Annotated in this window: 23 protein-coding genes; 9 read left to right on the top strand and 14 right to left on the bottom strand. The window is 66.8% G+C overall.

The genetic code is table 11. The features are described 5' to 3' along the window. Positions 1-244: 244 nt before the first annotated feature. The 4 genes from ACGFMK_RS25265 to ACGFMK_RS25250 form a co-directional block, all read right to left on the bottom strand. Positions 245-490 carry an AMED_5909 family protein gene (locus tag ACGFMK_RS25265; RefSeq protein ID WP_392767780.1) on the bottom strand — a complete coding sequence of 82 codons (246 nt, stop codon included), beginning with the start codon at positions 488-490 and terminating at the stop codon, positions 245-247. Then, the gene (locus ACGFMK_RS25260) at positions 477-752 is read right to left on the bottom strand and encodes a hypothetical protein (RefSeq protein ID WP_392767777.1); all 276 of its coding nucleotides are present in this window, start codon (positions 750-752) and stop codon (positions 477-479) included. The genes ACGFMK_RS25265 and ACGFMK_RS25260 overlap by 14 nt, the downstream gene beginning before the upstream one ends. A 243-nt stretch (positions 753-995) precedes the next feature. Beyond that, positions 996-1,442: a hypothetical protein gene (locus ACGFMK_RS25255; protein ID WP_392767775.1), complete on the bottom strand. Its 447-nt coding sequence runs from the start codon at positions 1,440-1,442 to the stop codon at positions 996-998. 22 nt (positions 1,443-1,464) lie between these two features. After that, positions 1,465-1,689, bottom strand: coding sequence for a hypothetical protein (locus ACGFMK_RS25250; protein ID WP_392767773.1), 225 nt, complete (start codon positions 1,687-1,689; stop codon positions 1,465-1,467). A gap of 237 nt (positions 1,690-1,926) precedes the next feature. Between ACGFMK_RS25250 and ACGFMK_RS25245 the strand changes: the two genes are divergently transcribed. Next, the gene (locus ACGFMK_RS25245; RefSeq protein ID WP_392767771.1) at positions 1,927-2,670 is read left to right on the top strand and encodes a DUF5919 domain-containing protein; all 744 of its coding nucleotides are present in this window, start codon (positions 1,927-1,929) and stop codon (positions 2,668-2,670) included. Positions 2,671-2,678: 8 nt separating this feature from the next. Then, entirely contained in the window at positions 2,679-3,152 is a 474-nt protein-coding gene (locus ACGFMK_RS25240; RefSeq protein ID WP_392767768.1) for an NUDIX hydrolase, read from the top strand. Positions 3,153-3,266: 114 nt separating this feature from the next. On the opposite strand, the gene ACGFMK_RS25235 is transcribed toward ACGFMK_RS25240, so the two are convergent. After that, entirely contained in the window at positions 3,267-4,004 is a 738-nt protein-coding gene (locus tag ACGFMK_RS25235) for a DUF5677 domain-containing protein (protein WP_392767766.1), read from the bottom strand. 116 nt (positions 4,005-4,120) lie between these two features. Further along, positions 4,121-6,475 (bottom strand): hypothetical protein, encoded by a 2,355-nt coding sequence (locus ACGFMK_RS25230; protein WP_392767763.1) that lies wholly within the window; start codon positions 6,473-6,475, stop codon positions 4,121-4,123. Positions 6,476-7,162: 687 nt separating this feature from the next. Here ACGFMK_RS25230 and ACGFMK_RS25225 point away from each other — a divergent pair. Beyond that, positions 7,163-7,684 (top strand): class I SAM-dependent methyltransferase, encoded by a 522-nt coding sequence (locus ACGFMK_RS25225; RefSeq protein ID WP_392767760.1) that lies wholly within the window; start codon positions 7,163-7,165, stop codon positions 7,682-7,684. Between the two features lie 25 nt (positions 7,685-7,709). Beyond that, positions 7,710-8,261, top strand: a complete 552-nt coding sequence (locus tag ACGFMK_RS25220) for a DinB family protein (RefSeq protein ID WP_392767758.1) — start codon at positions 7,710-7,712, stop codon at positions 8,259-8,261. A gap of 9 nt (positions 8,262-8,270) precedes the next feature. Here ACGFMK_RS25220 and ACGFMK_RS25215 read toward each other — a convergent pair whose 3' ends face one another. Next, entirely contained in the window at positions 8,271-8,744 is a 474-nt protein-coding gene (locus ACGFMK_RS25215; protein WP_392767755.1) for a carboxymuconolactone decarboxylase family protein, read from the bottom strand. A gap of 72 nt (positions 8,745-8,816) precedes the next feature. Further along, on the bottom strand, positions 8,817-9,035 hold the full coding sequence (locus ACGFMK_RS25210; RefSeq protein ID WP_323323457.1) for a hypothetical protein: 219 nt from the start codon (positions 9,033-9,035) through the stop codon (positions 8,817-8,819). Between the two features lie 237 nt (positions 9,036-9,272). Between ACGFMK_RS25210 and ACGFMK_RS25205 the strand changes: the two genes are divergently transcribed. Further along, positions 9,273-10,151, top strand: a complete 879-nt coding sequence (locus ACGFMK_RS25205) for a DUF2382 domain-containing protein (protein ID WP_392767752.1) — start codon at positions 9,273-9,275, stop codon at positions 10,149-10,151. Positions 10,152-10,193: 42 nt separating this feature from the next. Here ACGFMK_RS25205 and ACGFMK_RS25200 read toward each other — a convergent pair whose 3' ends face one another. The 4 genes from ACGFMK_RS25200 to ACGFMK_RS25185 form a co-directional block, all read right to left on the bottom strand. Next, positions 10,194-10,652 (bottom strand): hypothetical protein, encoded by a 459-nt coding sequence (locus ACGFMK_RS25200; protein ID WP_392767750.1) that lies wholly within the window; start codon positions 10,650-10,652, stop codon positions 10,194-10,196. Positions 10,653-10,766: 114 nt separating this feature from the next. Further along, positions 10,767-12,656 carry an acyl-CoA dehydrogenase gene (locus ACGFMK_RS25195; RefSeq protein ID WP_392767747.1) on the bottom strand — a complete coding sequence of 630 codons (1,890 nt, stop codon included), beginning with the start codon at positions 12,654-12,656 and terminating at the stop codon, positions 10,767-10,769. A gap of 136 nt (positions 12,657-12,792) precedes the next feature. After that, positions 12,793-13,353, bottom strand: a complete 561-nt coding sequence (locus ACGFMK_RS25190) for a hypothetical protein (RefSeq protein WP_392767744.1) — start codon at positions 13,351-13,353, stop codon at positions 12,793-12,795. Between the two features lie 70 nt (positions 13,354-13,423). Beyond that, complete coding sequence (locus ACGFMK_RS25185) at positions 13,424-15,394, bottom strand: thioredoxin domain-containing protein (protein WP_392767741.1); 1,971 nt, start codon at positions 15,392-15,394, stop codon at positions 13,424-13,426. A 65-nt stretch (positions 15,395-15,459) separates the two neighbouring features. On the opposite strand from ACGFMK_RS25185, the gene ACGFMK_RS25180 reads away from it, so the two are divergent. Both ACGFMK_RS25180 and ACGFMK_RS25175 read left to right on the top strand, forming a co-directional pair. Then, entirely contained in the window at positions 15,460-16,836 is a 1,377-nt protein-coding gene (locus tag ACGFMK_RS25180) for a 3' terminal RNA ribose 2'-O-methyltransferase Hen1 (RefSeq protein ID WP_392767739.1), read from the top strand. Further along, entirely contained in the window at positions 16,833-19,325 is a 2,493-nt protein-coding gene (locus tag ACGFMK_RS25175; RefSeq protein WP_392767736.1) for a polynucleotide kinase-phosphatase, read from the top strand. The genes ACGFMK_RS25180 and ACGFMK_RS25175 overlap by 4 nt, the downstream gene beginning before the upstream one ends. A 1-nt stretch (position 19,326) precedes the next feature. Here the strand turns inward: ACGFMK_RS25175 and ACGFMK_RS25170 are convergent, their stop codons facing one another. Continuing rightward, positions 19,327-19,653, bottom strand: a complete 327-nt coding sequence (locus tag ACGFMK_RS25170; protein WP_392767733.1) for a hypothetical protein — start codon at positions 19,651-19,653, stop codon at positions 19,327-19,329. Continuing rightward, positions 19,650-20,558: a mycothiol conjugate amidase Mca gene (gene mca / locus ACGFMK_RS25165; RefSeq protein ID WP_392767730.1), complete on the bottom strand. Its 909-nt coding sequence runs from the start codon at positions 20,556-20,558 to the stop codon at positions 19,650-19,652. Before mca ends, ACGFMK_RS25170 begins: the two co-directional genes overlap by 4 nt. A gap of 136 nt (positions 20,559-20,694) precedes the next feature. Here mca and ACGFMK_RS25160 point away from each other — a divergent pair, with 136 nt between their 5' ends. Together ACGFMK_RS25160 and greA are read left to right on the top strand one after the other, a co-directional pair. After that, positions 20,695-21,150 carry a DUF4307 domain-containing protein gene (locus tag ACGFMK_RS25160; RefSeq protein WP_392767727.1) on the top strand — a complete coding sequence of 152 codons (456 nt, stop codon included), beginning with the start codon at positions 20,695-20,697 and terminating at the stop codon, positions 21,148-21,150. A gap of 195 nt (positions 21,151-21,345) precedes the next feature. Then, positions 21,346-21,849, top strand: a complete 504-nt coding sequence (gene greA / locus ACGFMK_RS25155) for a transcription elongation factor GreA (protein WP_323323479.1) — start codon at positions 21,346-21,348, stop codon at positions 21,847-21,849. Positions 21,850-21,879: the final 30 nt, after the last annotated feature.

Below are 21,879 nucleotides of genomic sequence, written 5' to 3'. Positions count from 1 at the left end.
GTTTGCAGGAGTCGCAGCGCGTTCGGGTGACCCCCGTTGACGCTCGCCCGTTGTCATCGTTTAGCGTTGTCATTGTTCACTTCCGCTGGTTGTGGACAGCGCAGGAGCGGCAAGGTTGGTAGCCAGGTTCCGCTTCTGCGCCTTAACGGATCACACGCACCCACATCAGGACGTGCTTCAACGCCGCACGTCATAGCGTGCGTTTTTCGCTGATACTGTTGACTTTCCGGCCGTCTACATGCGACTAATCAGCAGGCTTCCCTTCCACCTGGAGTTCGGCCGAGATCTCACCCGCCTGCCGCTCCTCATATCCAGCCCAGTACAGCGCCTCGTGGTGATGACCCCGGTCGACGTCCGCGATCGCCTTATACAACCGCGCGTTGCCGAGCCGGAACGCCAGCCAGACCGACGGGTTCGCGTTGTTCGCTGGCCGGCGTTCCATCACGACCTCGTGGGCCTCCCGCAGCGTCTTCGGCTCAGCCTTCCGCACGATCACGCCTCTCCGCGCGGGCTTCCAGGAGCGCCGCCAGGTCCTCGGCGTGGTCGCGGAGCTGTCGCAGGAACGCCACGCAGGCCGGCCACGCTTCCTGGTCCTGTGAAGGGACCAGCGTCAGCACGAAGGGCGCGCCGGCCAACACCAGAACCGGCGGGGCCGACCGATCCGGACCGGTCTCCTCCACCGTCACCTCGATACCCGGACCCACTGCCCAGCGGACGCCCAGCCCGTCCATCACTGCCGTGTCCTGCTTCACTCGCCCAATCCCTTGCCAACTCGGCGAACCCCTCGGCCGCCGACTCCAACGCGGCCACACACCACCACGGCAACCCACGCGCCTGCGCCAGCTCGTGCCACGCCCGCGACACCCGCCGAGCCGCGTTGGCCGTGTTGGTGGCACTCATCGGCGAGAGGACCGCACGGCCGTGTTCCCACGCGGCCATGTAGTCCCGGTACGCCCGCTCCCACGCCTCGACCCGCTCGCGGAAGCCCACCTCGCTCACGCGGCCTTCGGCGTCTCACCGGACCCACCGGACCGGGACGCCTTGCTCGCGGCCTGCTTGAACCCAGTCGCGCGGAACACGTAGGACTGATACTTGAACTCACCCTGCCCCGCCACGCGCGGTTCCGCCGTCAAGCCGTCCAACTCGATCGGCCGCATCCCCGGCAGCGCCTCCGACGTCGTCGGGACTGGCTGCACGTCGGCGAGAAGAGTGATCTCGAACGACGCCCGCTTCGCGCGGGTCTCGGCCGGGTCGGTGACCATGACCTTCCACTGCCGCTTTCCGGTCACCTCGTCGACCCGCTGCCGCACCGGGCGGTTGGCGGCCCGGTCCTCACGCGACTGGTATTCGTTGTCCGGCGACACTTCGCCCACCATGACGAGGCCCTGGGTGAACGCGTCGTCGAAGTCGATGCCGAACCGGTGTCCCTTGTCGATAGCCATACTGAATCCCTTGTGTCGTCTGCTAGTTGGTAGCTTCTGGCGGCTCTCCGCCTCGTGCCGTTGCGGCGTCCAGTGCCGCGCTCGCCTTGTCCAGTTCCCTGCGCAGTACGGCGATGGCGTCCGAGTCCACGAGCAGGACCACCGGGAACGCCTTGCCGAACCGGACTTCGGCGCGGTTTGCGTACGTCAGCGCGCGGGCACGAATCGGCAGATCAGCCGTAACGTGGATCTGAACCGTGTCGCGCATGCCACGCCGTGCCTACGCCGCACGTCGGCGAGGGACCGCCTGCTTGTCCGAGCCAGCCGGCCGAACGGCAGTTTCAGTAGTCACGCCTACCTCCTCGGTGTCCTGGCACCGGGCCTGCCCCGGCAACCTGACACCCAATCTCCGCCAAAACGCGGGACGTGATCACCACGTGGCAGGACATCTCAGGACGTCCCTGGTACCGTCGAAGACGTCCCTACACGTCCCAAGGGGGTGTCGATGCCGAACGAACGCCTGCGTGACGCACTACTGCGCAACGGCCTGACCTTGGAGCAGGTCGCCAAGGCGGTCGGCGTCGACCAGAAGACCGTCGAGCGCTGGATCACCAAGAACCGGACGCCATATCCCAAGCACCGGCACAAGATCGCCGCCATGGCGCGCGAGTCAGAAACCTACCTGTGGCCGGACTCGGTGGCCCCGGAGCGCAAGGCCGAGACGGCCGCCGCCGAGCTGGTGCAGGTCTTCCCGCACCGCAACGCCGTCCCCGTCGAGCTGTGGGACCGGCTGATCAAGGAAGCATCGGAGACCGTCGAGATCCTGGTACACGCAGCGTTATTCCTGGTCGAACGCCCGCGGTTCATCAAGGACCTGACTGCCAAGGCAGCGGCCGGCGCTCGAATCCGGCTCATGTTCGGAGACCCTGAGGGTGGCAGCGTCGTCCTACGCGGCGAGGAGGAGCAAATGGGCGACGGGACGCTCGCGGCCCGCATCCGCAACGCGCTGGCGTCCTACCGTCCGCTGATCGGTGTCGACGGAGTCGAGATGCGGTTCCACAACACGACGCTCTACAACTCGATCTTCCGGTTCGACGACGAGATGATCATCAACACGCACGTATACGGGTTCCAGGGAGCCCACGCCCCCTCCCTCCACCTGCGGAGACTGTCCGCCGGGGACCTCTTCGAGACCTACTCGGAGAGCTTCGAATCAGTCTGGAACCTCGCCAAACCAGCCACCTTCTAGGAGGCAACATGACCCGAGTCGACTACTACAACGACCCGAACGCACCCAAGGCGAACAGCATCGCAGTAGCGGTGTCCGCCTTCATCCAGGACGACGAAGGCCGAATCCTGATGATCAGGCGCACGGACAACAACCTGTACTCGATTCCCGGCGGCCAGCTGGAGCTTGGCGAGACGCTGGCCGAGGCGGCAGTCCGGGAGGTCTACGAGGAAACTGGCATCCGCTGCGAGGTCACTGGAGTGATCGGTCTATATTCAGACCCTAAGCATATTATCGCCTACGACGACGGCGAAGTCCGACAGGAATTCTCAATCTGCTTCTGCGCGCGTGCAATATCAGGCACACTGCAACCTAGCAATGAGAGCAAAGAAGTCAAATGGATACCCACAAATCAAATTGGGAGTATCTCAATTCACGAGACAATTCGACTGCGAATTAAACACGCACTGCAAGGCGATTCGGCGAATCCATATTTCACATAGGAGACCACCTTCTCGCCGAGACCTCTTCGCCATACTAGCTCAACGTCTCCGAGTGCGATATTTGAACACGCAGACACGATCGACATTCCACTTCCCGCTGCCCGATAAACTTCGTTACACCCCGAAAGATTCGCCGAAACTTTTTTGTCGTGGACCTTTCCAGCTGGCTCGCCGCGTCTCTTGCTTTGCCCTGGCTGTTCGACGTATCGCCTCGCTTGACAACTTTAGAACGTCAGGTATGTCGAGCGATCGTGCCGCGTCGCGAAGCTCGCTCCGATGAGTGCGATCTGCGTCTACAAAGTCGAGCGCTCGGCCAGCCCAGACAAACGAGTACGCCAAAAAATGAACCCAAATGTTCGCATCCAGTGTTTCGGGATCCAATCGAAGCGCTGCAATACCCTGATTGTCGGGCGTCGGTTGGACGTAGCTATCAATAATCCGTGCACTAGGATGAGAGTACCAACTCATCAGGCGGTAATACGCGTAGGCATCTGCTCCACCGGGCTCCAAGTCGCGACACAGTTGCTCAAAGTTGCGAGCTTGAACCTGCGACGATGTCTGCAAAAGCTCTCGATCTGCACCAGGAAAGTCCTGCGAGCCAGAGCGCAACGTTGCGGACTGAGCGTTAGCTAGAGTCCTGATCGCTGCCTGTCGGTTCTGAACATCTCGGTTTAGCACAGCCTCCGCGCCATCAATATTTTGAGCGATCCAGTGGGCTGTCAATGCTAGTTCGTAGGACAAGCGAACCAGAGGGAGAGCTTCCATTGCAAATCCGTCGACACACATCGAGAGAGCTTGCTCACCAACTCGGTAGGAGTGGGCGACTAAGCCATGAACCGACACAAATTTCATAAGGCTAGGCTTTTTGCCTCGACTCTGAAATCGGGTCTCGCTTTCCCGACGACTCTTCCAAAGACTGATCAAACTCTCGCAGGTCTCTAAGATGCCAGGACTGTCAAAATTAGAGGTCATTCGCTTTCACCTCCATCGCTTGTTGATTGCGCAGAGCCCTTCGATTCACCTTCGTCTTCAAAGCTACACTTGTAGAACCCCTGATTGAGCGATGGTTCAACACCAGTAAGCCCCAGGTTCTTCTTGCAGGAGTGATTCGCAAAGTTCTCGATAAATCTTGGGCCATTAAGCCATCTCGTCGGATGCTCTTCAGACCAGTATTCGACTGATAGATCGCTATTCACTAGAGTAAGCGGCAGATTGGCGCAGGTTCGACCACCGAGGGTTTGCAACTCCTCCGTCTCGGAGAACTCACCCTGAATCTCGAGAAGTTCATCCTGCTCGAATTTCTCGCGTAGCGTCGCCAAGAGAATTACCGAGCGAATGCCAGATTTAATGAACCTCTCCTGAACGGCTCGCAGATTCCGCACGTCCTGTGACGTAATCGAATCTCGGCGGCTTTTGACTTCGCCTAGTACGACAATCGGATTGACAGCATCCGAGAGGAACATCGCAATATCAATTTCACACTTGAGATCGCGAGAATTGATCCTTAGCCCGAGAACGGTCGCACTTGAGCTCTGATTAGAGCCACCCTGCATCGACCGCAGCACCGTGATACAGGCCATTATCGGTAAAGTTTCCGAAAGCCTGGCAGCGGCAATATTTCCCGCAAGTTGATAGACCCAATCGGATTTCTGATGCAGCCCGAGCGCTAATCCAAATGCGGGCGACGCGCCGCAGAAGTCACATTGAAAACGAAAATTAAGGTCCGAGGGTCTAATCGTTGACTCGTTCAAGCACGTTGGGCACTTTATTGCCAAATGTGGTCGAAGAACCTCTTGCCCAAGAAGATGGTAGACAACTCGAGTAGGGTAATTATCCGTCTCGCCTTCAAAGAACGGCCACTTCCCGCGATTATTCTTGGCTTCCTGAATAAGTCTTGCAATAGGAAGCCCGCGAGGGGAATTCGATGCGCTATACAAAACGCTTCGGTATGCTGGCTGATTCGCAACAGTGGAATCTTCCCCACCCAGCTTCTGGATTACATGAGATGCGAACACTCCGGAATCACTCTGGTCTATACTCCAGCCCTGTTGCTTGAGAAGTTTTTGAAAGAATGAAATCGACCTATAAGCCGGAAAGTACACCTGCTCCGAGTCTGACGATACACCGACGGATATTCCACCATAAGCGGCATGGCGGAATGCCTCCATAGAGTTTCCACTATGTGTCATGTATCGCGATACAGTGCGAATATTTGGAACAGCGAACGTGGTGCCCGCTGGCAGGTTCTTATCAGTATCAAACCTAATGTCGACAGCAACTATTCCCGTCGAAGCTATTTTTGAGTCAAACTTGCGATGAAAGAAGTTGCTCACTGGAGCAGCGAAATGGCCAAGGCTATCGCTTCCCGTAGCACTGAATCTCTGTTCGAACTCAGTTTGAAGTGTTGGCCGATGCGTCCTGTGCTTGTAGCTGATCCATGCTAACTTATGAGTTTCGCACGATTCTTCAGCAAAGAATTTGACAAGACTGTCCTCGTACCTATCATCGTTCACCAGGTTGACATGCTGAACAAGGTGACCAAACTCATGCTCCCCGTTAGACAATCTGCGCTTTTGAAGCTTTAGCCATTTCTTAGCTGCTAGCGTTACTCGCTCGGATTCCTTTGCCGGCCAAGCAAAAACGCGTTCACCAGAGGCCCGCAAGTTCCAGAAGTGCATAAGCTGACTAAAGTCGTTGGGATCTACAATAACAAAAGTTATAGTCGGGTCATTTCCCGAGTCTTCTACGCCGTAACCGGTTAGTTCAATCGCCGACTGGCGTTCGGGTGGCATTGCAATAGTGCCCCCTCCTTGTGGTCGATAATCGCCATAAAGATGCTTTACCCTTCGCGTGAAGAAGAGATCTTCCTTCGGAAACCCGCCATACTGCGCCAACAGCAAGTTACGAAGAAAGTCGTCTTGATAGTATTTGTAGGCGAATGGCGTAACGTCTGCATGCTCGATGACCCATCGCGTACTAAGAAGAGTTTCTTCGGAGCCATCTCGATAGGTAAACCCGGCGGCCGGGGAAAACGGGTCGGATCCTGGAAGCGTGCGCCAATGAAGTCCTGAAAATTGGCCCGAAGGAGCAGGCTCCGACTCGCGAGGGAGGTGGATGATTGCATCAAGGCTATTCAAGTCTGCAACCCGCATCATTACTTCTTCGGGCGTCCCTCGGGGGAACATAAAGCTAAATTTCCCACCCCAAGCGGCGGAAAGCAGTGAACACGCGAGAGTGAAATTTTCTTCGTTCGCATCAAAAACCAGACCCAATCGCGCCGGGCGTATGAGTGTAGCCCCTGAAACCTTCACCTCGTCTGCCATTTCGTCCCTGACTCCGCAGCGCTGACTTTTGTGATATTGCCGAACTTGGCTCTATGGGATCAAGGGCGCGCCGCCGGTGGCGGCGCGCCTGTCGCCTATGTAGCCCCTCGCCTTGGCGGCTCACCTGGCGCAGCGCCGCGCGGCGGCACACGAGTCCCCTGAGCCATCCCCGGCCTCCTCGACGAGCTACGAGCGGTGGTGACATTCGGGTCGTTTGGGAGTCGATCTCCGTTACGCACGGTTGTAGGAGACCTCCATCCCGACGCCTGATCGTGACAACGGCCAGTAGCACCGCGTCAAGACGATGAAGCGTGTCTTGACCCGGCACCACCGGCCGCGTGGAGGCTTCGTATCGGGATGCAGGGCAGGGTGTGGCTGGGTCCGCCAGGCCGTCTCCAGGCCGTCAGAGGTCAGGAAGAGGCGGGCAGCCGCGAGAACTGATGACAGACAAAACCGCAGCTCAGCACACTTAATAGGCAGGAACGCCGAGGTCGAGCAGAACCCCGGAGCAGATCATCGCGATCTGGCTGGCCCTGTACGCCTAGCTGCGGTTTTACCCTTGTGGATCTTCCTCAGGCCGCCGGCTTGATGGGGACGTCCTCGAGGTCGGCGCGGGGACCGGGACGTTGTGGGAGTACGTCGACCGCCGGCCGCGTGGTCTTGTCCTCACCGACTTCTCGCCCGCCCATGTGTGCGCAGCTAAGGCACGTCGCCGACGCGCACGTGCTGCGGTGCGACGCCGGTGACCTGCCGCTTCGGGACGGCTGCTTCGACGCCGTCGTTGCCAACCACATGCTTTATCACCTCGATGACCCCGACTCGGCCCTGAGTGAGTTCGCCAGGGTGCTGCGGCCCGGTGGGTGGGTGGCTGTCGCCACCAACGGGCGGGATCATCTCCGTGAACTCGACGACGTCGCGACCTCCGTGGGGCGGCCTGATCTGACGATCGGCGGAGGTCAGAACGGCGTCACGGCCGAGAGTGGACCTCGACGGGTCTCCGAGTGGTTCGATGACGTCCAGGCCCAGCGGTATTCGTGCGATCTCGACGTGCCCGGGCCTGGGCCGGTGGTCGCCTACCTCGACAGCTTGTCCGAGCAGCCGCTCAGTCCGGAGCAGCGTGCCGAAGTCCAGGGGCGGTTTCTGCTTCGGAAGCACACCGTGCTCATCACGGGCCGTCGGGCAGCGCCCGGAGATGCGGACACAGCCTGACCGCGTCCTCTGCAAGGCTGCTCCCATGCCGGAGAACACCGAAAAGACCGACCTGCTCGCCGAACTCGCCGCCGCGCGGGCCGCGTTGACCGCCACCGTGCAGGGCCTCACCGATGAGGAGCTCGGCGCGAACCCGACCGTCTCCGCCCTTTGTCTCGGTGGGCTGATCAAACACGTCGCGAGCATCGAAGAGTCGTGGCTGCGCTTCGTCGTCGAAGGGCCGTCCGCGATGCGGCTCGACCTGCCCGACGGCGTGACCTGGGCCGACTTCGCCGCCGGGACCGCTCGCGAATATCCGCAGTGGGCCATCGACCACCAGAACGAGTTCCGGATGCTGCCCGGCGACTCGCTCGCCGGGATCCTCAGGCGCTACGAGGAAGTTGCCGCCCGCACCGAGGAAGTCGTCGCCACCGTGGATCTCGACACCACGCACCCCCTGCCCGACGCGCCCTGGAACGAGCCGGGTGGGGTGCGCAGTGCGCGCCGGGTGCTGGTGCACGTCATCGCCGAGACCGCTCAGCACGCCGGGCACGCGGACATCCTCCGCGAGACGCTCGACGGGCGGAAATCCTCCTGACTCCCAGCGTCAGCTCCACATTCCCGGCTGGTAGTCCCCGGCCGGGTTGCGAACGATCACGTTCAGGCGGTTCCACGCGTTGATCATCGCCACCAGGGAGACCAGCGCGCCGATCTGCTCGTCGTCGTAGTGCTTGCGGACGTCGGCCCACGTGTCGTCGCTGACGCCTGGGTGGGCGTCCGCCAGGCGGGTGCCTTCCTCCGCCAGGGCCAGGGCCGCGCGCTCGGGTTCGGTGAAGACCGTCGCCTCGCGCCAGGCCGCCACCATGTTCAGGCGCAGCGACGTCTCGCCCGCGTGCGCCGCGTCCTTCGTGTGCATGTCGAGGCAGACGCCGCAGCCGTTGATCTGGCTCGCGCGGATCTTCACCAGTTCCTGCGTCGCCTTCGGCAGCGACGACTCCTCGACCGGGCGGGACGCCGCGACCAGCCGCTTGACGAACTTGCCCGCGACCTCGTTCTCGAACATGTTGATCCGCGCTTCCATGACCTTTTCCTTCCGTCGTCCGCTTTCACCCCCTTGACGAAGTGGCGCGCGGCGTTGTGACAGTGGCTCCGGTCACACGACCTGCCGGGCCGCGTCGCGCGCGGCCGCCGCGAGCTTGGCCAGGAAGCGCGCGAACTCCCCCTCCTCCGCGCGGTTGCGCGGCGGGGCGAGGGTCACGGTCACCTCGCCGAGTTTCAGCACCACCGCCGGCAACGGGTGGTCCCAGCCGACGAACTGCATCACCGCGTCCGCGTCGGCCGGGACGCGCCACATCACTTCGCACTCGTCCATGCCCGGTGCTTCCCAGCCGCCCGCGGTTACACACCTTCGCACCAACCCGGCGGCCGCCGGGCGCCTCGCGCGCCACGGCCCTGACCTGCGGCGACACCGCGGACTTCGCCCGCGCGGGCCGCTTCAAACCCGCACCTTCGGGGGTCACCCACAGGGACACCGCGACGGTTGCCGTGATCAACACCACGGCCGACCGTAGCTCCAACAGCCCCAACGCGTGGAAGGAACAGCACAGCGATGGCCAAGACCATGCAGCCCCAGGAGCTCATCGACAGTGCCGTGGTCGACCCGGACGGCAACAAGCTCGGGAAGGTCGGCAACGTCTACCTCGCCGACGCTACGCACCAGCCGGAGTGGATCACCGTCAAGACGGGTCTCTTCGGGACCAAGGAGAGCTTCGTCCCGCTTTCCGGCGCCCACACGGACAACGACGGCGTGCACGTCCGGGTCGACAAGGACGCCGTCTCCGACGCGCCCCGCATCGACGCCGACGGGCACCTCTCGCCCGAGGAGAGCGCGCGGCTCTACAAGCACTACGGCCTGCCGGTGCCGCGGATGTCGCCCGACGGGCAGCTGGACGACCGGGCGGCCCAGGGCAACGGCGGCGGCCGCGACCGGTCCGGAATGGACAGTGCGGGCACGGGGCAGGCCGCCATGGGCGACGCCGGCCGTGGCCGGTCCGGAATGGACGGACGGGACGCTTCCGGCCGAGGCAAGGCGGACCGCGACAAGATGGGCCGGGACGACGACCGGACCATGACGCGCTCCGAGGAGCGGCTGAACGTCGGGACCGAGCAGGTCGAGACCGGGCGCGTGCGGCTGCGCAAGTACGTCGTCACCGAAGAGCAGCAGATCACCGTGCCGGTGAGCCACGAAGAGGTCCGCATCGAGCGCGAGCCGATCAAGGACGGCCGCGGCGGGCGGGCCGAGATCGGCGAGGACGAGCAGGACATCGTGCTGCACGCCGAAAAGCCGGTCGTGAACAAGGAAACCGTCGCCGTCGAGCGGGCGCGCCTCAAGACCGAGACGGTCACCGAAGACCAGACGGTGTCGGGCAAGGTCCGCAAGGAGCAGTTCGAGGTCACCGACGACAACGGCAAGCACCGCAAGTCGTAACCCTGAGCGGGCGGCCGGCTCCCCGAAGCCGGCCGCCCGGGGTCACGCCGCGGCGACCTGCAGCCGCGGCAGCCCGGCCAGCAGTCGCAGGCTCTTCTTCCGCATCGACGGCGGCAGCGGTGCCACCGTGAGCCGCAGTACCTGGTCCCAGCCGTGGATGCGAAGCTCCGTCTTCACGAGCAAGCCGCCCTTCGGCTCGGTGATCGCGACGGACCCGCGCGGCACGGCGAACAGTGCCTTTCCCGGCCCGCCGGTGTAGGCGTCGGCCTCGAAGAACAGCAGCTGCCGGTCGGTGAGCAGCAAGTAGAGCTCACGCTGGGTCGTGATCGAGTACATCGTCCCGCCGCTCAGCACGGCCGTCGCGACGCCGAGCGCGACACTCCGGCCGACGGCCTTCTTGGTCGAGCCGACCTTGACCATGCCGATCACGTCGGGCGTTTCGCCCGGTTGCAGCAGCGGTGCGGCGGTTTCGAGCAGACGTCTTTCACGGCGGGCGCCCATGGCGTTTCCTTCGGGGAGCGGGGAGCGGGGAGCGGGGAGCGGACGCGCCAGGTTAGATCAGGCGTGTCGTCCCGTTTCCCTTGGCCTGTCGGAAAAACCGCCCAAACGACACGATCAGGACGTCAGCATCGGCGCCCGCAGGAACTGGTCCGGGATCGCGAACGCGTCCACCAGCGAGCGGGCGTGCGGGCGCAGCTCCGCGCACAGGTTGTTCACCGCCGACGTCACGGCCTTCCCGCGGGACGCCGACAGGCGGCCGTGGCCGAGGAACCAGGCCAGGTCCTCCTCGATCGCCGACAGCGCGTACAGGTCGCAGACGCGCTCCAGCACCGCGCGGGCGTCCGGGTCCGCACACCGCTCGATCGCCGACGCGAACGCCGTCAGGATCAGGCGCTCGACGTGCACCCGGCCGGCCCGCAGCACGTGGTCCTGGGCCGCGTTGAACACGCCGAACGGGTCGTCCGCCGCCTTGCGCAGGCGCTTCACCACACCCTCGATCACGTGCTCCTCGCGGTCCTCGAACAGCCCGAGCTGCCAGTCTCGGCGGAAGAACACGTCCGAGTCGGACGCTTCGGTGAGCCGTTCGAAGGCCTTGCGCGCGGACGTGCGCTCAAGGACCGTGCTGACCACCTGCTCGGCGAAGAACCGCGCCGTCGCCAGCGGGCTCAGGTCTTCGAAGTCCTGCTTGAAACTGGTCAGCAGGCCCTTCGCGACCAGTTGCAGCAGCACGGTGTTGTCGCCCTCGAACGTCGTGAAGACGTCGGTGTCGGCCTTCAGCCCGGCCAGCAGGTTCTCCGACAGGTATCCCGACCCGCCGCACGCCTCGCGCGCGGCCTGGATCGTCGCCGTCGCGTGCCAGGTTCCGAGCGCCTTCAACCCGGCCGCCCGCGACTCCAGCTCGCGCTGCTCCTCTTCCGGCGCCGACGAGTCGATGTCGTGCAGCTTCGACACCAGCTCCTCCTGCGCGAAGTGCAGCGCGTACGTCTTCGCCAGCGCGGGCAGCAGTTTCCGCTGGTGCGCCAGGTAGTCGAGGACGACGACCTCTTCGCCGTCCGGCTTGGTGAACTGGCGGCGGACCTCGCCGTAGCGGATCGCCAGCGCCAGCGCGCGTTTCGTCGCGCTGCCCGCGCTCCCGCCGACGCTCACCCGGCCGCGGATCAGCGCACCCAGCATGGTGAAGAACCGCCGGCTGTCGCTCTCGATCGGGCTCGAGTAGGCGCCGGACTCGTCGACGTCGGCGAAGCGGTTGAGCAGGGCTTCCCGCGGGATGCGAACGTTGTCGAAGCTCAGCCGTCCGTTGTCGACGCCGTTCAGGCCCGCCTTGCGGCCGCAGTCCTCGATAGACACTCCGGGCGCCGGGTTGCCGTCTTCATCGCGGATCGGAACCAGGAACGCGTGCACCCCACGGGATTCCGAGCCGGTGATCAGCTGGGCGAACACCACCGCCATCCGGCCGTCGCGCGCCGCGTTGCCGATGTACTCCTTCTTGGCCATGGAATCCGGCGTGTGCACCACGAACCCACCGTCCACAAAGGTCGCCGTGGTTCCCAGGTGCTGGACATCCGAACCGTGGCCGTGCTCGGTCATCGCGAAGCAGCCGAGCAGGTCGAGGTCCTTGATGGCGCGCAGGTAGTGCTCGTGGTGCCGTTCGGTGCCGAGCAGCTGGACGGCGCCGCCGAACAGTCCCCATTGGACGCCGGCCTTCACCATCAGCGACAGGTCGCCGAAGCCGAGCATCTCGAACGACGTCACCGAGCCGCCGACGTCACCGCCCCCGCCGTAGGCCGGGTCGAACCCCAGGCCGGGCCGGTCGGTTTCGGCGAGCGCGCGCAGCTGGTCGAGCACCTGGGCGCGGTGCGCCTCGGTTTCGAGGTCCACCGGGTCCCGGAACTCCGAATCGGTCATCTCGGCGCGCACCCCGCGGCGCAGTTCGGCCCACCGTCCGTCGAGGACGGCGGTCAGCGCGTCCGGATCCACCTTCGCGGGCACATTGGACACGTCCACGGCTTCCTCCGAAAAGTACTGGCTACTCGTTGGTAGTCAGCGTGCCCCAGCCGTGCGGATCGTGCAGGTTCAGCTCACTCGGGCGTGGCCCACGGAACACCGTGGGGTGCCACCGAAGCGGCGGCACCCCACGGGTTCAGGCCAGGTCCGGCCCCTTCGAGCGCAGGTCGTCGACCTTGGTCATCGCTTCCCGCAGGTCGCCGAGCCAGCTGTCGGCGTGCTCGCCGACCAGGCGCACGGCCCAGGCCAGCGCCTCCGACCGCGAGCGCGCGACACCGGCGTCGACGAGCGTGTCGAGCACCAGGCGTTCCGGCTGCCGCAGCCGGGTCATCACCGGCGCCGAGTGGGTGGTGAACAGCGCGGTGGTGCCGCCGAGCTTGGCGCCCCAGGCGACCTTGCGCTGGTAGCGGTGCTCGGCCTGGCGCGCGATCTCGATGCGCTCGTCGCGCGTCTCCTCGCGGAACCGGCTGATCCGGCCGTCCTCCGCCGCGGCGCGGGCCGCGTCGTCGGCGTGCTCTTCGGTCAACGCCGGCAGCTCGCCGACCAGGATGATCTCTTCACGGTCGACCGTGACCTCCGGCGCCCCGGTGAACCAGCCGTCGGGCAGGCGCCCGCCGAACCAGGCCGCCGCGTCGTCGGCCGACGGCACCTCGGCCTGCTGCCAGCCGCGGCCGCCGCCTCTCCAGCCTCGTCCCATGTCGCACCTCCGATTACATGATTACAACGCAACTCACGCTACGCCGGAAACACGCGATCGCGGACGCCGTTCACCCTGAGCGCAATGCCGTAAGGAGCTGGGCGGTGAGGGCTTCCGAGGTCGTGACCGGGCGGTCGCAGACGTAGCCGCGACAGACGTACGCCGCCGCCGAGCCCTCGACCAGGGGGCGGTCGGCCAGCAGCGGGACGCCCGGGGCGTCCGGCTCGCCCGCCAGCACGATGCCGCCGCCGTGGACGCCGCGGGCCGCCGCCCGAAGCAGCTCCGCGTCGGATCCGACCACCGCGACCTGCACCGGGCCGGCCTGCAGGGCCTCCGCGACCGACAGCCAGTGCCCGGCGAACCGCGGCACCCGGCCGGCCAGCGCCCCGGCCCGTCGCAGCGCCTGCTCCGCCGCCTCGCGATACTTGGCCACGGACTCATGGCCGGCCAGCGCGGATGCCGTCAGCAACGCTCCGGCCAGCGCCGACGCCCCGGCCGGGCTCGCGTTGTCGCTGGGGTCGGCCGGGCGCTGGACCAGCGTTTCGGCGTCGTCGGCGGTGTCGAAGTACGCGCCCGGGACGTCCGGTGACGCGAAGTGCGTCAACGCCAGGTCGAGCAGGCGCGTTGCCTCGGTCAGCCAGCGCGCCTCGGCCGTCGCCTGGTGCAGGGCCAGGAACCCGTCGGCGACGCAGGCGTAGTCCTCCAGCACACCCGCCGACGCCCCGACGACGCCGTCGCGCGAACTGCGCCGCAACCGTCCGTCGACCACGTGGACCCGCAGCAGCAGCTCGGCGGCGTCGACCGCCCATTGAATCCACTGTGGACGATCCAGGGCGACCCCGGCTTCGGCCAGGGCCGTGATCGCCAGGCCGTTCCAGGACGCGATCACCTTGTCGTCCCGGCCCGGCTGCGGCCGCTTCGCCCGCGCCTCCAGGAGCTTGACGCGCGTGGTCTCCGGCAGGTCGCCGAACAGGCGCAACGTCGACGCGCCCTCTTCGAACGTCCCTTCGGGCGTGACGCCGAACAGCTCGGCCGCCGAGTCGTCGCCAAGAACCTCGCGAAGCTGCGCCGGCGTCCAGACGTACGTCAGGCCTTCGACGCCTTCAGTGTCCGCGTCCAGCGAAGACGCGAAGCCGCCTTCGGGCGTCCGCAGCTCCGCGGCGAGGAACTCCGCGGTCCCGTTGGCGACGCGCCACGCCGTCGCCGAGCCGGTGCGCCGCCAGAGGTGGGCGTAGAACCGGAGCAGCAAAGCGTTGTCGTACAACATCTTCTCGAAGTGCGGGACGATCCACTCGGCGTCGACGGAGTAACGCGCGAAGCCGCCGCCCAGCTGGTCGTACAGCCCGCCGCGAGCCATCGCCTCCGCCGTTCGGTCGGCGAGGGCCAGCGCGTCTTCGGACCCGGTGCGCTCGTGGTGGCGCAGCAGGAATTCGAGGATCATCGACGGCGGGAACTTCGGCGCGCCGCCGAACCCGCCGTTGACCGGATCGGCATCCCGCAGCAGGATCCCGGCCGCCTCTTCGAGGGTGGCTTCGTCCACAACGGACTCCTGCAGCGGCCCGCCGGCCCCGGCGATGGCCGAAACAACCCGGTTCGCCTGGTCCAGCAGGTCGTTCCGCTGGCTCTGCCACGCTTCGGCGATGCCGTCGAGCAGCCGCCGGAACGTCGCCGTCGGGAAGTAGGTGCCGCAGTAGAAGGGCTCGCCGTCCGGGGTGAGGAAGCAGGTCATCGGCCAGCCGCCCTGCCCGGTCATCGCCTGCGTGGCGGCCATGTAGACGGCGTCGATGTCCGGCCGTTCCTCGCGGTCGACCTTGACGTTGACGAAGTGCGCGTTCATCACGGCGGCGGTTTCGGCGTCCTCGAACGACTCGTGCGCCATGACGTGACACCAGTGGCACGCGGCGTAGCCCACGGACAGCAGGATCGGCACGTCACGGCGTTTCGCCTCGGCGAGCGCGTCCGCGCCCCACTGCCACCATTCGACGGGGTTGTCCGCGTGCTGGAGCAGGTACGGGCTGGTCGCGCTGGCGAGGCGGTTCATGCCTCCAGGGTGGCACCCCGGAAAACCGGGCGCGCGGTCACCGGGCCCTCGGTCACACTGGCTCGGTGCTGTTGACCATCACGACCACCCGTACCCCCGCCACCGACCTGGGCTTCCTTCTGCACAAGCATCCGGAGAAGGCCCAGTCGGTCGCGCTTTCCGCCGGCACCGCGCACGTCTTCTACCCGGAGGCGACGCCGGAGAGGTGCACCGCCGCGTTGTTCGTCGAGATCGACGCGATCGAGCTGGTGCGCGGCGGCGGGACGTCGTTGACGCAGTACGTCAACGACCGGCCCTACGCCGGTGGCTCGTACCTCGCGGTGGCGCTGCGGGCGGCGTTCACGACGGCGCTCGCCGGGCGCTGCACCGCTCGCCCGGAGCTGGTCGACGAGGCCTTCGACCTGGAGATCCACGTGCCGTCGCTGTCCGCGCGCGGTGGCGCGGAGGTCGTGCACAAGCTGTTCGAGCCGCTCGGCTGGGCCGTCACGGCGACGCCGATCCCGCTCGACCCGGAGTTCCCGCAGTGGGGCGATAGTCGCTATGTCGACTTGCGGCTGATCGGCCGCCAGCGGGTGGCCGACGCGCTGCGCCACCTCTACGTCCTGCTGCCCGCCCTCGACGGTGACAAGCACTACTGGGTCGGGCAGGACGAGGCCGACAAGCTGCTGCGCGCCGGCGAAGGCTGGCTCGGCGGGCATCCGGAGCGCACCCTCATCACCAACCGCTACCTGGAGCGACGCCGTCCCGTCGTGAACTACGCGCTTTCGCGGCTGGCCGAGGCGGACGACGTCCCGGCCGAGGCCGAAGCGCTGGTCACCGAGGTGCCCGACCGGCCCGAGCCGCTCGCGACGCAGCGGCACGGCAGCGTGCTCGCCGCGCTCCGGGCGGCCGGCGCGCAGCGGGTCCTCGACCTCGGCTGCGGCCCCGGCGCGCTGCTGCGCGTGCTCGAGAAGGAGCGGTCGTTCACCGAGATCGTCGGTGTCGACGTCTCCGCGAGCGCCCTCGACATCGCCGAGAAGCGGCTCAAGGACCACAGCCGCGTCACACTGCGGCAGTCCGCCCTGACCTACGCCGACCCGGCGCTGGCCGGGTACGACGCGGCCGTGCTGATGGAGGTCGTCGAGCACGTCGACGAGGAGCGCCTGCCGGCCCTGGAGCACGCGGTGTTCGGGGTCGCGGCGCCGCGGACGGTGATCGTCACGACCCCCAACGCGGAGTACAACCGGCTGTTCGAGTTCCTGCCGATGGGGCATTTCCGGCACGCCGATCACCGGTTCGAATGGACGAGGGCCGAGTTCCGCGAGTGGGCCGATGCCGTCGCGATCCGAAACCGGTACGACGTTCGTTACCTGCCGGTCGGACCGGAGGACCAGGATTCAGGACCGCCGACCCAGATGGCGGTCTTCACGACCGGCGACAGTGAGAAGGAGGTGGCCGCGTGAAGCTGACCGTTCCCGAGATGTCCCTCGTCGTGCTCGTCGGCGCTTCCGGCTCCGGCAAGTCGACGTTCGCGCGCACGCACTTCGCGCCGACGCAGGTGCTCTCCAGCGACTTCTTCCGCGGGCTCGTCGCCGACGACGAGAACGACCAGTCCGCGTCCGCCGACGCCTTCGACACGCTGCACTACGTCGCCGGCAAGCGGCTCGCGGCCGGGCGGCTGACCGTCATCGACGCGACGAACGTCCAGCGTGCCTCGCGGGCGAGCCTGGTGAAGCTCGCGAAGGAGCACGACGTGCTGCCGACGGCGATCGTGCTCGACCTGCCGCTGTCCGTCTGCGCGGCGCGCAACGCCGGGCGGCCGGACCGCGACTTCGGCGAGCACGTGATCCGGCGGCAGCGCGGTGAGCTGCAGCGGTCGCTGAAGTCGTTGGAGCGTGAGGGTTTCCGGCGCGTGCACGTGCTACGCGGCGAGACCGAGGTGGCCGAGGCGGAGATCGCCGTCGAGCCGCTGCGCAACGACAAGCGCGAGCTGACCGGGCCGTTCGACGTGATCGGCGACGTCCACGGCTGCGCGGCCGAGCTCGAGGAGCTGCTGGCCGAGCTGGGGTACGCCGACGGCGTGCACCCGGACGGGCGGACGGCGGTGTTCGTCGGCGACCTCGTCGACCGCGGGCCGGACACCCCGGGCGTGCTGCGGCGCGTCATGGGGATGTCCGAGAGCGGCAACGCGCTGGTCGTCTGCGGGAACCACGAGCAGAAGCTGGTGCGCGCACTGCACGGGCGGAAGGTGAACGTCGCGCACGGGCTCGCCGAGTCGCTGGAGCAGCTCGGCGCCGAGACGGAGGAGTTCCGCCGCCGGGTGCACGAGTTCTGCGACGGCCTGATCGCGCACTACGTCCTCGACGGCGGCAAGCTCGTCGTCGCGCACGCCGGCCTGCCCGAGCGGTACCACGGGCGCGCGTCCGGGCGGGTGCGCAGCATGGCGCTCTACGGCGACACGACCGGCGAGACCGACGAGTACGGCCTGCCGGTGCGGCTGCCGTGGGCGCGCGACTACCGCGGGTCCGCGATGGTCCTCTACGGGCACACGCCGACGCTGGAACCGGAGTGGGTCAACAACACCATGTGCCTCGACACCGGCGCGGTGTTCGGCGGGAAGCTGACCGCGCTGCGGTACCCGGAGCGCGAGGTCGTCTCGGTGAAGGCGCACCAGGTCTGGTACGAGCCTTCGCGTCCCCTCGACGCTTCACGGCCGCTCGGCGGGCGCGAGCCGGCCGTGCTGGAGCTGGCCGACGTCACGGGGAAGCGGATCATCGAGACGGCGCACCACGGCCGGGTCGGCGTCTCGGCGGAGCAGTCGGCGGCGGCGCTGGAGGTGATGAGCCGGTTCGCGGTGGATCCGCGCTGGCTCGCCTACCTGCCGCCGACGATGGCGCCGTGTTCGACGTCTTCACGCGAGGACTACCTGGAGCACCCGGAGGAGGCGTTCGCCGAGTTCCGCGCGGCCGGCGTCCAGTCCGTGCTGTGCGAGGAGAAGCACATGGGCTCGCGGGCCGTCGTGCTCGTGTGCCGGGACGACGACGTCGCCTACCAGCGCTTCGGCGTTCGCGGCGGCGGCGCGGTGTACACGCGCACCGGGCGGCCGTTCTTCTCGGCGGCGCAGAATCTCGAGCTGCTCGCCGACGTGCGCTCGGCGGCGGCCGGGCTGTTCGAGGAGCTGGACAGCGGCTGGCTGCTGCTCGACGCCGAGCTGCTGCCGTGGAGCGCGAAGGCGGGGTCGCTGATCTCGAACCAGTACGCGTCGGTCGGCGCGGCCGCCCAGGCCGTGCTGCCCGCGGCGGTCTCCGCGCTGGAGACGGCGGCCGCGCGCGGCATCGACGTCACGGACCTGCTGGGGCGGACCGTTTCGCGTTCGTCCACAGTGGATTCTTACCGGGACGCCTACCGGCGCTACTGCTGGCCGACGACGGGGTTGGACGGGGTGCGGCTGGCGCCGTTCCAGCTGCTGGCGTCCGAGGGGGCGAGCTACCACGACCGGCCGCACTCGTGGCACCTCGCCGCGCTCGAGAAGCTGGCCGGGCCGCGGTTCCAGCGCACCCGGACGCTGGCGGTCGACCTCCTCGACGAGGAGTCGGTCGCCCGCGGCGTCGCGTGGTGGGAGGAGCTGACCGGCGCGGGCGGCGAGGGCATGGTCGTCAAGCCGGCGGCCAACCTGACCCGCGGCGCGCGCGGGCTGGTCCAGCCCGGCGTGAAGGTGCGCGGGCGCGAGTACCTGCGGATCATCTACGGGCCGGACTACACGCTGCCGTCGAACCTCGAGCGGCTGCGCAAGCGCGGGCTCAACCGCAAGCGCATGCTCGCGCTGCGGGAGTACGCGCTGGGCCTGGAGGCCCTGGAGCGCGTGGCCCGGGGTGAGCCGCTGTGGCGGGTCCACGAGTGCGTGTTCGCGGTGCTGGCCCTCGAGTCGGACCCGGTGGACCCGCGGCTGTGAGCTAGTCGGCCTTCGTGGTGGCCGTGGAGTCCGAAGCGGGCTTCTCGGCCACCTCGGCCTTCTTTTCCGGCTCAGCCTGCTCCGGGGCAGCCTCTTCGGCAGCGGGCTCGTCGAAGCTGGCCGGGACGCGCTTGAGGTGCTTCGTCATCGAGCGGACCAGGAAGGCCACCGCGATGAGGAACAGGATCAGCACCAGGAAGCCGACCGGGGACGACTTGCCGAAGTCCTCCCCCTGCCCGCCGTTGTCGCCGTTGCCGGGTTGCTGCGTCAGGACCAGGGCCGACGCGGTCACCGGAAGCGCCACGCCGGCCGGCAGCGTCAGACTCATGTGTTCACCTTCTCCTCGGTGCCGGCGATGCCGGCGAACAGGTCATCCTCCGGCAGCGTGCTGTCCACCAGCGACTTGACCAGCTCGTACTCCTCGGTCGGCCAGGTCGCGCGCTGCATCTCCAAGGGCACGAAGAACCAGCGGCTGTTCGGGTCGATCTGCGTCGCGTGCGCCTTCAGCGCCTCGTCCCGCGCCTCGAAGTATTCACCGCACTCGACGCGGGTCGTCACCCGCTCCATCACATCGGCGCGGTCGGGGTCCCACTTCTCGAGCCACTCGGTGTACGGCGACTCCATGCCGGCCTCCTTGAGGGCCGCGTCGAAGGCCAGCATCCGGGCCTTCGAGAAGCCGTGCATGTAGTACAGCTTCAGCGGCTGCCACGGCTCGCCGGCGTCGGGGAAGCGGTCCGGGTCGGCCGCCGCGTCCCACGCCGCCATCGACACCTCGTGGGTGCGGATGTGGTCGGGGTGCGGGTAGCCGCCGTTCTCGTCGTAGGTGGTGATGACGTGCGGGCGGAACTCCCGGATCACGCGCACCAGCGCCTCGGTCGACTCCTCGAGCGGCACGACCGCGAACGAGCCCTCGGGCACCGGCGGCAGCGGGTCGCCCTCCGGCAGGCCGGAGTCGACGAAACCCAGCCAGCGCTGGCTCACGCCGAGGATCTTGGCGGCGCGCGCCATCTCCTCACGACGGATCTCACTCATGTTCGCCAGCACTTCGGGCCGGTCCATCGCGGGGTTGAGGATGCTCCCCGCTTCACCTCCGGTGCAGGTGACGACCAGCACCTCGTGTCCTTCGGCGGCGTAGCGCGCCATGCTGGCGGCGCCCTTGCTCGACTCGTCGTCCGGGTGCGCGTGCACGGCCATCAGGCGCGGCTTGGCGGTCTTCGTCAACTGGTCCACCATGCTGCGAACGACTCCTTCTCTACCCGTATTCCGCGACCCACCTGCGGGCCGCCCACCCAGCGGGCGGATACTCGAAGCCGTACCCGCCCCACCATTGTCCCTGCGGGTACGACAAGAACGAGCAGGAGGCCCCGGGTTGGCAGGCGGACCGGCGGAAACGGTCGTCGGGAGCAGCGCGTCCACGCTGCCCGAAGGCCGCTACGGCACCGGCCGCGCGCCGACGTCCCGGCGCTGGCGCCGGTGGCTGTTCCTGGCCATCGCCCTGCTGGTCAGCGGGGTCGTCGCCTACGTCGCCTACGTCAACCTCGGGTCCGCGCCGATCGACGCCGAGCGCGTCGCCTTCGCCGGCAAACCGGGCAACGCGATGGAAATCACCCTCAACGTGACCCGCGACGACAACAACCGGCCGGGCGTCTGCATCGTCCGCGTCCGCGACAAGACCGGCGCCGAGAGCGGCCGCAAAGAGCTCCTGATCCCCGCCGGCGCGAAGTACAGCACCATCAGCACGACGATCAAGAGCATCGGGGCCCCGGTGACCGCCGACGTGTACGGCTGCTCGTACGACATACCAGACTATCTGTCAACCCCATAGCGGCCAACGGGGTGAACCGCGCGCTCAACGCCCACGGCGCGCGGAAATAACGGGCTCGGCACTGTCGTGCCGTGATAGTCTGATCCTTCAGCACGGCCCACGACGGGCCGTGTTTTTCCTTTATCTCAGCCACGCGGGCACCTACGCCCGTGTGGGCCGGCTTGAACACGCAAGCCTGGCAGGCCCGACGAGGAGATGGTGACCGTGAGCGACACCAAGGTGACCTGGCTGACCCAGGATGCCTACGACCGGCTCAAGCACGAGCTCGACGAAATGATCGAGAATCGTCCGGTTATCGCCGCGCGCATCAACGACAGCCGCGAAGAAGGCGACCTCAAGGAGAACGGCGGCTACCACGCCGCCCGTGAAGAACAGGGCCAGGCCGAGGCGCGCATCCGGCACCTGCAGGAGCTGCTGCGCGGGGCCAAGGTCGGCGAGGCGCCGGCCAACGACGGCACCGCCGGCCCCGGCAAGGTCCTGACCGTCCGGTACGAGGGCGACGACGAGGACGAGAAGTTCCTGCTCGCCACCCGTGAGGAAGGCGCCGAGGGCGGCCTCGACGTGTACTCCCCCGAGTCGCCGCTGGGCAAGGCCCTGCTCGGCGCCAAGGAAGGCGAGTCGCGCGAGTACGAGCTGCCGAACGGCAAGCTGCAGAAGGTCACCCTCGTCAAGGCCGTCCCCTACAGCGACGGCAAGTAGCGGTCCGGACGCGCCCGGTTTTTCCGTGGC

This window comes from Amycolatopsis sp. NPDC049252 (assembly GCF_043197175.1).
GTDB lineage: Bacteria > Actinomycetota > Actinomycetes > Mycobacteriales > Pseudonocardiaceae > Amycolatopsis.
The sequence above is the reverse complement of the archived record's forward strand: the minus strand, read 5'-3'. Positions and strand labels throughout refer to the sequence as shown.